This is a genomic window from Tepidiphilus sp. J10, assembly GCF_006980785.1.
GTDB lineage: Bacteria > Pseudomonadota > Gammaproteobacteria > Burkholderiales > Rhodocyclaceae > Tepidiphilus > Tepidiphilus olei.
In genome coordinates, this window is sequence record NZ_SBHP01000001.1 from 250,713 (window position 1) to 263,793 (window position 13,081).

The window sequence follows — 13,081 nt, forward strand, 5'->3', positions numbered from 1 at the left end:
GGCTATCATGGCGCACCGGACTCACTCTTTTTTCCCGTGATGCGCCCCTCCTGTGCCACCATCGATCTCGACGCGCTACGCGCAAATTATCTCCTGGCCAAACGCCTGGCCGGCGGTCGGACTCTAGCCGTCGTCAAGGCAGACGCCTACGGTCACGGGGCGATCGCCTGCGCCAAAGCCCTCGAGCCAATCGCCGATGGCTTTGCCGTCGCCCTCCTCGAGGAAGCGCTACCGCTGCGTGCGTCCGGCATCAGCCGGCCGATCGTGTTGCTCGAAGGGGTGTTCGACCCCGGCGAGCTCACAGCCGCCGCCGAACTCGATTTATGGCCGGTCGTGCACCACGAAGCGCAACTGCGCATGCTCGAGCTCGCGTCACACCGCCCCCGTCGTATCTGGATCAAGATCAATAGCGGCATGAATCGCGCCGGGTTCGCCCCACGAGAGGCCTCGGCCGTGTGGCAACGCCTGCAAGCCATTCCCGGACTCGAAGCTCCGGTATGGATGACACATTTCGCCTGCGCCGACGACCCCCGATCGAGCATGACCTTGGAGCAAATTCAGCGTTTCCACAGAGGGGTGGCCACCTTGCCGGGCGAGACGAGCCTGGCAAACTCCGCGGCGCTGCTCGCCTGGCCGCAGGCGCGCGGCGACTGGGCACGACCGGGAATCTTGCTCTATGGCGGCAATCCACTGCTTCCCCATGCCGACCCCGACCCGGCCCGCAGCTTGCGACCCGTAATGACCCTCAGTAGCCGTGTGATCGCCACCCGTTGGCTCTCCCCTGGCGAAGCCTTGGGCTATGGCGCCACCTTCGTCGCCGAACGGCCAACCCGCGTCGGCCTGGTCGCCATCGGCTACGCCGACGGTTATCCGCGGCATGCCCCCACCGGTACGCCCGTGGCGGTAGAAGGCTGGCGCACACGACTCATCGGTCGCATCTCGATGGACATGCTCACCGTCGATCTCTCCCCCCTCCCTGAAGACGTCGGCCAAGGCGCGATCGTGGAGCTATGGGGCAAGACCGTGTCGGTCGACGAGGTGGCCCGCGCCGCCGGCACCATCTCCTACGAGTTGCTGTGCCACGTCAAGCGCGTCCAACGCATCCATCGCGGGGTCATGATCACACCTTGAAGTGATCGGCCCGCTGGCGCAGGCTCGAGGCCGCCTCCTGCAGTGCCTTGGCCTGTGCCTCGCTGTCTTTGGCCGCCGCAGCCGACGCCTCGGCGCTACCGGCGATGCGCTCCACTCGCTGAGCGATCGTGTGTACCGCCTCGGTCTGCTGGTCCAGCGCCTGATCCACTTCCTGTACTGCACGCGCCGTCTCGAGCGACTCCTGCCGAATTTCGTCGATCGCGCTACGCGCCTGCCGCGCGTGTTCCACCCCCCGCCGCACTTCGTCCACTCCTTCATCCATTCCGGCGACCGCTTCGGACGTGGCATGCTGGATCTTGGCGATCATATCCCCGATCTCTTGCGTGGCGTTACCCGTGCGCTCGGCGAGCTTGCGCACTTCATCGGCCACCACGGCAAAGCCGCGTCCCTGCTCACCGGCCCGCGCCGCTTCGATGGCGGCGTTCAAGGCGAGAAGATTCGTTTGATCTGCGATCTCACGGATCGTGGCCACGATGGTCGAGATCTGCTGGGAGAAACCTTCCAAAGTGCGAATGCGCTCGGCCGCCGTTTCCACGATCTGCGCGATCTGGTTCATCCCTTCGATCGCGGCAGCGATCGTCGCCGCTCCTTCCTCTGATTTTTCCATGGATGCCTGGGCGCGCCGGGCCGTCTCGCGCATGTGCTGCGCGAGCTGATTGAGAGCTACGCTGAATTCCTCCATCGCGCCAGCCACGGCCTGGGTATCGTCGGCCTGAACGGCGATGCGCTGCTGCACCTCCTCGGCCTGCCGTTCGATCGTTTGGGCCCGAACCGCCACATCGCTCGCTTCGCGCTGCAAAGCGCCGATGAGGCCCGCGAGCTCGGAACGCATGTGGTTGATCGCGGTGGCCAAGCGCCCCAACTCGTCGCTGCGCTCATAGTGCAGGGTCTGGCTCAAATCTCCCGACGCCATGCGCTCGGTCACCTGAACGAAGGTATCGAGCGGACGCAAGGCACGGCGCACCAGCCAGATCATCACCAGAGCGAGCAGCGCCGCCTCTCCGATGGCTGCCAGGGAATTGCGAAAAATGTCGCCCGTCAATTCCTCCGTCAGCTCATCGACATAAGTCGAGGAGACGACCAACCAATCCCATTCGGGAAAATAGGCATAGGCAGCCACTTTCTCCCGCGGCTTGTCCTTGCCCGGATCGATCCATTGGTAGCGGACGACCCCGTTTTTCTTCTCCAGCATCTCGCCGACGAAGTCGTACCCGGTGGCATCGCGCATCTCGCGCACGTTCTTGCCTTCGAGCGAGGGATGGATGCGCATGTAGCCGTTTTTGTCCATCACATAGACGTACCCCGTCTGCCCGATTTTCATTTCCATGACCGAACTGCGAAACTTGGCCAACAGGTTCCCCATCGGATAGCCGATGAACCAGGCTCCGACCACTTTACCATCCTCCGATTTGATCGGCTCGTAGATGGTCATGTAGTCTTTGCCGAAAAGGACCGCTGGTCCGATGTACTCCTGCCCTGCAAGCAAGCGTTTGTAGGCCGGGTGATTACGATCGAGATTGGTCAGGAAAGCACGCGAACCATCTTCTTTGCGCAGGGAGGTCGAGATACGCAGGAAATCGTCGCCGATGCGCTCGAAGATCGTCGCCACCGAACCCGTCTGCTCCGTGAGGAGATCGACCTCGATGAACCGCTCGTTCATCTCGATTCCGCCGAGCCGAAAGATAGGGACTTTCATCTTGGTCGGCCCCATCTCCGTGGTCTCCTTCGCGTCGATCTCGACCCGGGTACCATAGGGGAAGAAGCTCTTGAGCATCTTGAGTTGGGAGTGCATCGACACGGTGACGGCCTCGTGCAGCATCTGCAAACCCGAAAGCACACTGCGCGTCTGAGCGCTCATTGCCTCGTCGATGCGGCGCTGCAGTTTCTGCCACTCCAGCCCACCGATCAGAGCGGTGCTCAACAGGATGAAAAATACCGTGGCGATCGCCACCCCTACGGCGATGCGACGCGTCAGACTCTGTCCTCTCATGATGCTCCTCCCTCGGCAGGTAATAATTTTATCGGCACTTCTCCGTCAAACTTTAGCGACATTCGACACGGTGTCTCCTTCCTTGTCACACCGTTGCCCTCACTCGACCTGTACTGCGCTATCATGAAATCGATACATCCTTGGCGTGATCCAGCCACCGCTTCGAGGAACCACCCCATGAACACCGCCCCGACATCCCTTGCCGAACCTTCGCGACTCGACATCCCGCCCGCCCCCGATGTCCTGACCGCCATCGCCCGGGAGGCCGAGGCGGAAAACCCGAACCTGGCCAAACTCGCCAAGATGATCCAGCAGGATCCGGCGCTCGCGGCCGCCGTGCTGCGCGCGGCCAACGGCGTCATGCGTATGCGTAAAATCGAATCGGTGGCCCAGGCGCTGCAGGTGATCGGCCTCGAGCGCACCCACCAGATCGTGCTGCACGCCCTGCTGCACTCCACTTTTGGCCTGCCCAAAAATCTGCGGCCTTCCATCTGGGACGAACTGCGCGTCTCGGCTGAAGCCGCCGCGGATTTCGCCCGCCTGATGCGCACCGTGCCGCCCTCCATGGCCCACACGGCGGCACTCTTGCACGATACGGGTTTCTTCCTGCTCGCGCGCACACATCCCGACTATCACGAAACGCTGTCGATCGCCCGGATCGATCCGGAGCGCCCATTTACAGAGCACGAGTTCGTACGCTACGAGACGCATCACGCCGTGGTCGGTTTCTTCCTCGCCCGACGCTGGGGATTGGCCGAACCTGTGGCCTTGGCGATCAACCATCACCACGACTATGTCGCCGTGTTCGAGGAGACGACACTGCCGCCCCAGGTACCGCACCTGGTGAGCCTCATCGCCATGGCCGACGTCGTGGCGGCCGAGACGGTCGGTATCGGACGCGACAAGGAATGGCACAAGGCGCGCGGTCCGGTGGCCGAATTCCTTGGCACGACCGAAGACGAGCTCGACGACATGATCGATGCGGAAATCGCCCAGCAGCGCACCGCAACGAACGTGCGCTGAGCATGAGCCCCGTGAGGGCTCAATTTCCCGGAGCCAGCCCTGCCTTCTCCCGCTCCGCTGCGATCGCTGCGCGCAGTGTCTGGGTGAATTCCCCCTCGTTCGGGGCGAGCGCGAGCAAGCGCTCCCAGCGCTCCACCGCCTTGGCGTGCTCTCCGGCCGCGGCGGCTGCCGCTCCGCCCATGGCGAGCGCCTTGGGTTCGTCCGGAGCGAGCGCGAGCGCCCGTTCCAGCAAGGCTATCGAGTCGGCATCGAACCCGTCGCGAGCGACGACCAGCAATTCCGCCCACTCGACCAGCACCGTGGGTTCCTGAGGGATCTTCGCCTCCAGCCTATCCCAGCCGGCAGCCACGAGCGCCGGATCTCCCAGTACGCGATAAGAACGGGCGAGCATCACCCAGGCTTGAGCGTCGCCCTCGCCGCTGGCCAGACGCTCTTCGAGCCGCGCCACCATCGACTTGATCTGATCGAGCGAAACGCCGGCGGCTCCCGCCGCCTGAGCCGCTGCGGCTTCGCGCGTGGCCGCGAGCACGGCTTCCTCGCTCGCCCAGCGCGGAGAACCCACCACCAGATAAGCCGCCGCGGCAAGTAGTGGCAGCCCTAGGCCGACGAGCGCAACCGCCAGGGGCGAAGCCTCCTGGTGCCGAGGGTGGCGGTCGCGCGCCTGCGCCTCGGCCAAGGCCCGCGCTTCCAGCTCGCGCCGGGCTTGCTCATAGGCCGAATCCTCCAGTTCGCCCGCTGCGCGCGCGCGTTCCAAGGCGGCGAATTCCTCGCGCAATACCGTCAGCGCCACCCGAGCCTGGGCTTCCTCGTCGGTAGCCCCTCCGTGGCGCCGCGCGAGCGGCCACACGACCCAAGCCGTCGCCGCCAAAGCGATGCACACCGCCACCATCAAAAATCCCGTCACGATTGCCCCCTTTCGTCCGTGTCGCGCAACAAGGCTTCGGCGCGCGCCGCCTCTTCGGCCGAGAGCGTCGGCACTTCTTCACGCGCACGGCGCCGCAACGCCCGCCACAGAGCGAACACCCCGGTAAACGCCAGCACGAACGGCCCCACCCACAGCGCCACCGTACTCGCTTTCAAAGGCGGCTGATAGAGCACGAAATCGCCATAGCGCGCCACCAGGTAAGCGCGGACCTCTTCCTCGCTCTTGCCGGCGGCGAGCTGCTCGCGCACCTGATTCATCAGGTCGTGAGCGAGCTCGGCATTGGATTCGGCGATCGACTGGTTCTGGCACACGAGACAGCGCAGCTCGTGCCCGAGCTTCAGGGCACGCGCCTCGAGCGCCGGATCGCCCACCGGCTGCGCCTTGGGCGCATCCTCCACCGCCCGGACGAAGCCGCCCCCCCCTGCGAGCAGGAAAATCATGGCGGCGAACGCCACGCCACGCCAGGCACTCACCCGCTCGGCACGCCGATGACTCCTCATCGCGTAGCCCCCTCTAGCGCCGCCCATTTTGGTTGCAAAACCTCTCGCCAGACCCGCTCGTCGATGGGCCCGATGTGCTTGTAGCGGATGATGCCCTCGGCGTCGATGAGGAAAGTCTCCGGCACGCCGTAGACACCATAGTCGATCGCCACGCGCCCCTCGAGATCGAGTACGGAGAACCGATACGGATCCCCGTGGCGGGCGAGCCAGTCCCGCGCCCGCAACAGCGCCGCCTCGCGCTCTTCCCGTGGAGAAATCCGGCTCGTATCCAAGGATGCATCGCCGCGGATCTCCTTGTAATTCAGCCCCAGCAGCGTCACCCCCTCCTCACGGGCGAGCCGCATCAACATGGCGTGCTCCTCACGACAGGCGACGCACCACGTGGCCCAGACGTTGAGCATCCACGGTCGACCGCGCAAATCGTCCGGGCCGACGATCGTCTCGGGCGCATCCACCCGCGGCAAGGCGAAAGTCGGTGCCGGCTTGCCCACGAGCGGGGAAGGCACCTCCCGCGGATCGAGGCGAAAGGCATAGGCAAAGAGCCCGAGCAACGCAACGAAGATGAAAAAAGGAATCAGATGCTTCAGCTTCATCGCACCGCCTCCGCCACCGGTTCGTGGGGCCGCTCCGACGCAGAGACCGCAGCCGTGCGTCGTGCGAGCCGCCGGTAGCGCCGATCGAGCGCGGCAGCCACACCACCGAGCGCGATCAGTACCGCACCAAACCAGATCCAGGAAATGAAGGGTTTATAGAAGAGCAAAACGACCCAGCCACCATCGCCGGTGGGATCTCCCAGCGACACATAGACGTCGCGGAATACTCCCCAATCGATCGCCGACTCGGTCATCGGCATGGCCGAACGGAAGTAGGCGCGTTTCTCCGGCGCGAGCACGGTGAGCATCCGCCCTTCGCGCCACACCTCCACCGCGCCGCGCTGGGCGGTATAGTTGGGTCCCGGCACCTCGCTCACGCCACGCAGCACGAAACGATAGCCGGCGAGCTCCGCTTCCTGCCCGGGCATCATCTTCACGTCGAGCCGCTGCTCCAACGCCCCCACGAGCGTCACGCCGAGAATGAACACCCCCACTCCCAGGTGAGACAACCACATCCCCCACCAAGAGCCGGGAATGCCGCGCAGCCGCGCCGTCATCCCCGAAGCTGCCCCCTGGCGTAGCCGATCGACGAGCAGGCGCAACGAGGCCAGAACGACCCAGGCCGTCAACGCGATCCCCAGGAAGGCACCGACGGTGACGTGATCCATTGCCCACACGCCCAGCGCTGCGATGATCAGCGCCCCGATCGTTTCCGGCCACACCCGGCGCAGCACCCGCGAGAGCACGTCCCGCTTCCAACGAAGGAAAGGCGCCAGCGCCATCAGCACCACCGCCGGAATCATCAGCGGCACGAACACCTTTTCGAAGTACGGCGGCCCGACCGAGAGTTTGGCTCCCTGCAGCGCATCGATGATCAAGGGATAGACCGTACCGAGCAACACCGCCCCGGCAGCCGCCGCCATCAGCACGTTATTGACCAGGAGCGAACCCTCGCGCGAAACCGGCGCGAACGCCCCCCCTCCCGAGAGCCGCGGCGCGCGCCAGGCGAAGAGCAGCAGCGACACCCCCACGGTGAGCGCGAGCAAGCCCAGGATGAACACCCCACGGGTGGGATCCGTGGCAAAGGCGTGCACCGAAGTGATCACGCCCGAGCGCACGAGGAACGTTCCCAGCAGCGAGAGCGAGAACGCCCCGATCGCCAGCAGCACCGTCCAACTGCGAAACGCCCCCCGTTTCTCAGTGACGATGAGCGAATGCAACAAAGCGGTTCCGACCAGCCAAGGCATGAGCGAGGCGTTCTCCACTGGGTCCCAGAACCACCACCCCCCCCAGCCCAACTCGTAATAGGCCCAGGCCGATCCCACCAGGATACCCAGCGTGAGGAACACCCAGGCGACCAGGGTCCAGGGCCGCGACCAGCGTGCCCAGGCCGCGTCCATTCGCCCCGAAAGCAATGCCGCGATCGCGAACGCAAACGCCACCGCCATGCCCACGTAACCCATGTACAGGAGCGGCGGATGGATGATCATGCCTGGATCCTGCAGCAAGGGGTTGAGATCACGCCCCTCCACTGGCACCGGCACCAGCCGCTCGAAGGGGTTGGAAGTCAGGATGAGAAAGGCGAGGAACCCCACGCTCACCACGCCCAGCACCCCGAGCACGCGCGCGCGAAAGGCCGCGGTGAGCGTGCGCGAGAAAGCCGCCACCGCTGCCTGCCAACCCGCCAGCGCCAGTGACCACAAGAGCATCGACCCCTCGTGATTGCCCCACACGCCGGTGAGACGATAGACCCACGGTGTGCGCGTCGACGAGTGTTCCGCCACCAACAGCACGGAAAAATCGATGCGCAGGAAGGAAGCCGTCAGACAAGCATAGGCGAGAACGAGCGCCGCGAACTGTACGAGCGCCGCGCGCCGCGCTGCCGCCATCGCCCCGGCCGAACCGCGTGCCGCTCCGGCAAGACCCAGCACCGCCTGCACCAGCGCCAGCGCCCAGGCGAGCGCCAGCGCGAACTGTCCCATCTCGGGGATCATCGTGCGCTCCTCATGGCTCGAGGGTGGCCGCCGCGCGCTGCGCCTGATCCACGGCGTGCTGCGCTTCCACCGGCATGTAGTTCTCGTCGTGCTTGGCGAGCACTTCGCTGGCGACGAACACCCCGTCCGGTCCCAGCTGACCCTGGGCCACCGCCCCCTTGCCCTCGCTGAAGAGATCGGGCAGCGCGCCGCGATAGACGACGGGAATGGTCTTGGCCGTATCGGTGACGGCAAAACGCACCGTCACCCCGTCGGGCAAGCGTTCGAGCGAGCCTTCGGCCACCATGCCGCCGATACGAAAAGTCCTTCCCACAGGCGCCTTGCCCTCGGCCACCTCGGAAGGCGTGTGGAAGAACACCAGATTCTCGCGCATCGCCGAGAGCACCAGCGCCGTGGCGCCGCCGAGCAGGGCGAGCGCCGCCAGGATCAAAGTCAAACGCTTGCCGCGTGCCGTCATGCGTCTTCTCCCGTGTCTTCGAACCGTACCGCCCGCCAGCGCAGCAGACGGCGGATCACGGCCTTACGAGTGCGATGGAGGAAATAAAGTTCCAGGGCGATGAGGGCGAAGCTCACGCCGTAGCTCCCCCAGACGTAGAAGCCGCGCCCGCCCATGTCCCAGAATGCCGACCACGATTCCCAGTGCATTCATTCACCCCCGTTCCCTGGCCGCCAGGCGATCGAGCTCGGCGGCCACCCAGTCGGTGTGCCGCTCGCGCTCGAGGATGATCGTACGGACCCGCCACAACGCCACGGCGATCGAATAGAACCAGGCGGCGAACGCCATGATCAGCATGGTCACCAGCATGACTGTGGCCATGGAAGGCGCGCGCGTGAGGCTCACCGAAGCGCCCTGATGCAGCGTGTTCCACCACTGCACCGAAAAATAGATGATGGGCACGTTGATCGAACCGACGATGGCGAGCAAGGCCCCCGCGCGATCGGCGCGGCGAGGATCCTCGATGGCCCGCGTCAGTGCCAGGTAGCCCAAATAGAGGAACATGAGGAGCAGCTGCGAGGTGAGCCGCGCATCCCACACCCAGTAAGTCCCCCACGTAGGGCGCCCCCACAGGGCGCCGGTCCACAAGGCGATGAAACACCAGATCGCCCCGGTAGGCGCGAGCGCATGGGCCATCATGAAAGAGAGCCGCGTATTGAGCACCCAGCCGACGATCCCCCAGAAGGCCATCACGAGATAGAGGAACATCGACATCCACGCCGCCGGCACGTGGAGGAAAATGATGCGATAGACCTCCCCTTGCTGCGCGTCGGTCGGCGCGACGAAAAACGCCAGGTACAGCCCCACCACGGTGAGCACGGCGGCGAGCGCGGCGAACCACGGCGCGAGCCGCCCGGCGAGCGGATAGAACTGCTGCGGCGCAGCAAACCGCCAAAGGCTACGCGGCGCGCGCTGTCGCGCCTCGATTCCCTGCTGCCAACGCTGCCGTCTTCCTGGTGTCGCGTCCATCCCTCGATTCTTCCCCCTCATTGCACCGCCAAACGCAAGGCCGCCACGCACGCCCAGGGCGCGAGTGCCACCGACGCGAGCCCCCCGGCCCCCAGCAGGGCCAGGTGCGCGGTGTAGGATACCCCACCCAGGGCCGCTTCCACCGCTCCTGCCCCGAAAATGAGCACCGGCACCGCCAGCGGCAGCACCAGTAGCGCCAGCAGCACCGCCCCGGAACGCACCCCCAGCGTGAGCGCCGCCCCGATCGCCCCGATGAGCGTGAGCGTCGGTGTGCCCAGCAAGAGCGTTCCCGCCAGCAAGGGCAGGACCTCCGGCTGCAGATCGTAGAGCCCGGCGAGCAGCGGCGCGAAGAGCGCCACCGGCACGCCAGTCACGAGCCAATGGACGGTCACTTTCGCCAGCACCCACACCACCGCCGGCTCGGGTGAGAGCAGCAGCTGCTCCAGCGTGCCGTCCCTCAGATCGTGCTCGAAGAGCCTCGGCAACGCCAGGAGCGAGGCGAGCAGCGCCGTCACCCAGACCACGCCCGGGGCGATCGCACGCAACTGATTCGCCTCCGGCCCGATGCCAAAGGGGAAGAGGCACACCACGACGACGAAAAAGGAGAGCGCGAGCAGCACGTCGGTGCGGCCGCGCCAGGCAAGTGCCATCTCGCGCCGCAGCATGGCCGCGAATACCGCCCCCATCACGCCACCTTGCGCCGCGGCGCGAAGCGCCCCGGCTCCAGGGTTTCGCAAGCACAGGAAAATTCCACGTCCTGGTGCGTCGTGAGCACCACGGTGGCTCCATCGCGCACCCGCGCTTCGATGCGGCGCGCGAGCGCGGCCACCGCCGCGACGTCGAGCGCCGTGAAGGGTTCGTCCAAAATCCACACGGGACGCTCCTGCGCCAGAATGAGGCGCGCGAGCGCGACCCGCCGCCGCTGCCCTGCCGAGAGCACCCGCACGGGCAGGTCGCGTTGCCGCGCGAGGCCAAGCTCCGCGAGGGCGGCGTCGATCGCCGCTGCGTCGTGCGGCAGCCCCTGCACCGCGGCGAGGCTGCGCAGGTTCTCCCTCGGGCTCAGGAGCTCATGCACCGCCGGCAGATGGCCGTGGAAAAATACCGCGCGGTGCCAGGCATCCGTTTGCGCCCTCACCGGCACCCCTTGCCAGCGCACTTCCCCCTCATCAGGCTGCGCCAAGCCGCAGAGCAGGCGCAACAGGCTCGTCTTGCCCACGCCGTTGGGGCCGGCTACGCGGGCGAGCACGCCGGGGCGAAAGACGTGCGTCAGGTCGCGGAAAAGGATGCGGTCGCCTTTGATGCAGGTGAGCGCCGAAGCTTCGAGCATGACATCGATAAATGAGGGATCGAGACCGTAAGTCTAGCAGAGCCGGCCGCGGAGCGGACTTCAGGCAACGCGGGAAGGCGTATTTTCCTCGCTCCGGTGGGGTTGATTGCTCCAGGAAGGCGTAGTTGGCCGCACACCCAGCCGCGCACAATCTGCAACGAAGGCGTCGCTCGCCAGATATTCGTACTCCCATTCGCGCGGGGTCGTGAGCGTGTCGACCGCCAAGAGCGCCGCATCGACCCGGCCCGGATGCACGTGCACCAAAGCTCTCGGCCCCAACGCCGCGAGGAAACGGCCCATCTTCTCGCGAAAAGGCGGCGTTTCCTTGAAATCGTGCAGACCGGAGAATCCCTGGTTGTGCGCGATACCGTGCGCGAGCAGTGCTGCCTTGAGCCCACGTCCCAAGCGACGCAGAAAGAGCGCCTTGCGCTCCCCCACACCCCGTATCCGAATGCGCCGCACGGTTTCGCGGCAATCGCGCACCCACAGCGTACCCGGCGCATACCGGTTCAGGATCTCGGCAACGAGCGCCTCGCGCACCGTCGGCAGGAGATGCACGTGCTGATGCCCATCGACGAAAGCCGGTGGTGCCCCCCAAACGTCTTCGAAGGCATCGAACTGCGCCCGAATCTCCTCGGCCACTGCCGCCGCCGGCAGACGCCTCGCCAATGCACTCAAGAGTAGCGTTCGCAGAGAGGGCAGGCGTCCCTCTTGCGCCAAACCACGCGCCGGGCTCGCCGAACGCTGCTCGGTGAGCGTCAGGTGCAAGCCCACCTGGGCACCCGTTACGCGCGCCAAAGCCGCCAAGCCAGGCGCATCGCGCTTCCAGCAAGGCATGGTCACCATCGCCCCGGTGGCCGTCACCCGCCCCGATTCGATCAGATGCTCGATGGCACGATCCACGCCCCGTGCGATACCATAATCGTCGGCGCACAAGACGAAAGTTCGCTCTACCGGTGCAACCGTTTCCAAGGGGACATCGGCCGGAGGCACCCCCAGTCCAGGAGGCGGCGTCAGCGCCAAAACGCCGGATTTTTCGAAATGGACGTCCATGCGATCCTTGCCTTGCATCCCGTTACGATTCGCTGACGACAGGAGCCGATAGCCGTGATTCCCGCCTCCGCACCGCCGACCCCGGTCGAACTGAGCGTGATTGTACCCGTGTATAACGAAGCGGCATCGTTACCGGTTTTGTACGAACGGCTCAAGGACGTGCTCGATGCACTCGCGCTCTCCTGGGAATTGATCCTCGTCGACGACGGTAGCCGCGATGAGAGCTTCGCGGTCATCGAGCGGCTCGGCGAAGCCGATGCCCGCGTCAAGGGCGTGCGGTTTGCGCGCAACTTCGGCAAGGAAGCCGCCATGGCCGCGGGGCTGCATCGCGTCGCCGGACGGGCCGCCGTCATCATGGACGCCGACTTGCAACATCCGCCCGAACTCATTCCCCAGATGCTCGAGCGCTGGCGCGCCGGAGCGGCCATCGTCACGGCCGTGCGCACCGACCGGGACACCGACTCCCCCTTGCGCCGCTGGCTCTCGCTCGCCTTCTACCGTTTCTATCGCGGTATCTCCGAAATCGCCCTCACACCGGGCGGGGGCGATTTTCGCCTCTTCGACCGACGCGTGGTGGCAGCCCTGAATCTCCTGCCCGAACGCAAGCGTTTCCTCAAAGGGCTGGCGAACTGGGTGGGGTTCGAGCAGGTCACCATTCCCTACCGGCCCGCCGAGCGCCACGCCGGCACCTCCCGCTGGTCGCTGCGCAAACTCTGGCGCTATGCCATCGACGGCATGGTCTCCTTTACCACGGTCCCCTTGTACGTCTGGTCCTCGATCGGCGCGCTCCTGGCGCTCGCCTCGGTGGTCTATGGTCTGTGGCTGGTGGTGCGCACGCTCCTTTTCGGGCGCGACGTGCCCGGCTACGCCTCGCTCATGGTCGCCACGCTCTTTCTCTCGGGGGTGCAGCTCGTCAGCCTGGGCGTACTCGGCGAATATCTCGGCCGGGTCTTCGAGGAAGTCAAACGCCGGCCGCTCTACCTCATCGGGCGCACCGTCAACCTGCCCGACGAACTCGCCGAACCCCCTTCGCCGCCGCGTTGAACCTTTCGCCACTTC

At 65.8% G+C, this 13,081-nt stretch carries 14 protein-coding genes; 3 read left to right on the plus strand and 11 right to left on the minus strand.

Annotated features, from left to right (window positions below; translation table 11 throughout):
- The first annotated feature begins 39 nt into the window (after positions 1–39).
- Positions 40–1,131 (plus strand): alanine racemase, encoded by a 1,092-nt coding sequence (gene alr, locus EPD81_RS01245; RefSeq protein WP_142804225.1) that lies wholly within the window; start codon positions 40–42, stop codon positions 1,129–1,131.
- Here the strand turns inward: alr and EPD81_RS01250 are convergent.
- Positions 1,121–3,142 (minus strand): methyl-accepting chemotaxis protein, encoded by a 2,022-nt coding sequence (locus EPD81_RS01250; protein WP_142803626.1) that lies wholly within the window; start codon positions 3,140–3,142, stop codon positions 1,121–1,123. The genes alr and EPD81_RS01250 overlap by 11 nt on opposite strands.
- 177 nt (positions 3,143–3,319) lie before the next feature.
- Here EPD81_RS01250 and EPD81_RS01255 point away from each other — a divergent pair, with 177 nt between their 5' ends.
- Positions 3,320–4,165, plus strand: coding sequence for an HDOD domain-containing protein (locus EPD81_RS01255; RefSeq protein ID WP_185955319.1), 846 nt, complete (start codon positions 3,320–3,322; stop codon positions 4,163–4,165).
- A gap of 19 nt (positions 4,166–4,184) precedes the next feature.
- On the opposite strand, the gene ccmI is transcribed toward EPD81_RS01255, so the two are convergent.
- Genes ccmI through EPD81_RS01305 form a run of 10 tightly spaced genes read right to left on the minus strand, consistent with a single transcriptional unit; the run spans position 4,185 to position 12,022 of the window.
- Positions 4,185–5,069 (minus strand): c-type cytochrome biogenesis protein CcmI, encoded by an 885-nt coding sequence (gene ccmI, locus EPD81_RS01260; RefSeq protein ID WP_142803628.1) that lies wholly within the window; start codon positions 5,067–5,069, stop codon positions 4,185–4,187.
- Positions 5,066–5,590, minus strand: coding sequence for a cytochrome c-type biogenesis protein (locus EPD81_RS01265; protein ID WP_142803629.1), 525 nt, complete (start codon positions 5,588–5,590; stop codon positions 5,066–5,068). The genes ccmI and EPD81_RS01265 overlap by 4 nt, the downstream gene beginning before the upstream one ends.
- A complete protein-coding gene (locus EPD81_RS01270; protein ID WP_142803630.1) occupies positions 5,587–6,183 on the minus strand; it encodes a DsbE family thiol:disulfide interchange protein in 597 nt (198 codons plus the stop codon). Before EPD81_RS01270 ends, EPD81_RS01265 begins: the two co-directional genes overlap by 4 nt.
- On the minus strand, positions 6,180–8,177 hold the full coding sequence (locus tag EPD81_RS01275) for a heme lyase CcmF/NrfE family subunit (protein WP_142803631.1): 1,998 nt from the start codon (positions 8,175–8,177) through the stop codon (positions 6,180–6,182). The genes EPD81_RS01270 and EPD81_RS01275 overlap by 4 nt, the downstream gene beginning before the upstream one ends.
- Positions 8,178–8,187: 10 nt before the next feature.
- Positions 8,188–8,634, minus strand: a complete 447-nt coding sequence (ccmE, locus tag EPD81_RS01280; RefSeq protein ID WP_142803632.1) for a cytochrome c maturation protein CcmE — start codon at positions 8,632–8,634, stop codon at positions 8,188–8,190.
- The gene (ccmD, locus tag EPD81_RS01285) at positions 8,631–8,822 is read right to left on the minus strand and encodes a heme exporter protein CcmD (protein ID WP_142803633.1); all 192 of its coding nucleotides are present in this window, start codon (positions 8,820–8,822) and stop codon (positions 8,631–8,633) included. The genes ccmE and ccmD overlap by 4 nt, the downstream gene beginning before the upstream one ends.
- A gap of 4 nt (positions 8,823–8,826) precedes the next feature.
- The gene (gene ccmC, locus EPD81_RS01290) at positions 8,827–9,642 is read right to left on the minus strand and encodes a heme ABC transporter permease CcmC (protein ID WP_178086761.1); all 816 of its coding nucleotides are present in this window, start codon (positions 9,640–9,642) and stop codon (positions 8,827–8,829) included.
- 17 nt (positions 9,643–9,659) lie between these two features.
- Positions 9,660–10,328 (minus strand): heme exporter protein CcmB, encoded by a 669-nt coding sequence (ccmB, locus tag EPD81_RS01295; protein WP_142803634.1) that lies wholly within the window; start codon positions 10,326–10,328, stop codon positions 9,660–9,662.
- Complete coding sequence (ccmA, locus tag EPD81_RS01300) at positions 10,328–10,969, minus strand: cytochrome c biogenesis heme-transporting ATPase CcmA (RefSeq protein ID WP_142803635.1); 642 nt, start codon at positions 10,967–10,969, stop codon at positions 10,328–10,330. The genes ccmB and ccmA overlap by 1 nt, the downstream gene beginning before the upstream one ends.
- A gap of 60 nt (positions 10,970–11,029) precedes the next feature.
- Positions 11,030–12,022: a ChbG/HpnK family deacetylase gene (locus EPD81_RS01305; RefSeq protein ID WP_142803636.1), complete on the minus strand. Its 993-nt coding sequence runs from the start codon at positions 12,020–12,022 to the stop codon at positions 11,030–11,032.
- Positions 12,023–12,076: 54 nt separating this feature from the next.
- Here EPD81_RS01305 and EPD81_RS01310 point away from each other — a divergent pair, with 54 nt between their 5' ends.
- Positions 12,077–13,066 carry a glycosyltransferase family 2 protein gene (locus tag EPD81_RS01310; RefSeq protein WP_206673364.1) on the plus strand — a complete coding sequence of 330 codons (990 nt, stop codon included), beginning with the start codon at positions 12,077–12,079 and terminating at the stop codon, positions 13,064–13,066.
- Positions 13,067–13,081 lie beyond the last annotated feature (15 nt).

Coding starts and splice junctions, on each gene's coding strand:
- alr (WP_142804225.1), top strand. CDS start 40: ATGCGCCCCTCCTGTGCCACCATCGATCTCGACGCGCTACGCGCAAAT.
- EPD81_RS01250 (WP_142803626.1), bottom strand. CDS start 3,142: ATGAGAGGACAGAGTCTGACGCGTCGCATCGCCGTAGGGGTGGCGATC.
- EPD81_RS01255 (WP_185955319.1), top strand. CDS start 3,320: ATGAACACCGCCCCGACATCCCTTGCCGAACCTTCGCGACTCGACATC.
- EPD81_RS01265 (WP_142803629.1), bottom strand. CDS start 5,590: ATGAGGAGTCATCGGCGTGCCGAGCGGGTGAGTGCCTGGCGTGGCGTG.
- EPD81_RS01270 (WP_142803630.1), bottom strand. CDS start 6,183: ATGAAGCTGAAGCATCTGATTCCTTTTTTCATCTTCGTTGCGTTGCTC.
- EPD81_RS01275 (WP_142803631.1), bottom strand. CDS start 8,177: ATGATCCCCGAGATGGGACAGTTCGCGCTGGCGCTCGCCTGGGCGCTG.
- ccmE (WP_142803632.1), bottom strand. CDS start 8,634: ATGACGGCACGCGGCAAGCGTTTGACTTTGATCCTGGCGGCGCTCGCC.
- ccmD (WP_142803633.1), bottom strand. CDS start 8,822: ATGCACTGGGAATCGTGGTCGGCATTCTGGGACATGGGCGGGCGCGGC.
- ccmC (WP_178086761.1), bottom strand. CDS start 9,642: ATGGACGCGACACCAGGAAGACGGCAGCGTTGGCAGCAGGGAATCGAG.
- ccmB (WP_142803634.1), bottom strand. CDS start 10,328: ATGGGGGCGGTATTCGCGGCCATGCTGCGGCGCGAGATGGCACTTGCC.
- ccmA (WP_142803635.1), bottom strand. CDS start 10,969: ATGCTCGAAGCTTCGGCGCTCACCTGCATCAAAGGCGACCGCATCCTT.
- EPD81_RS01305 (WP_142803636.1), bottom strand. CDS start 12,022: ATGGACGTCCATTTCGAAAAATCCGGCGTTTTGGCGCTGACGCCGCCT.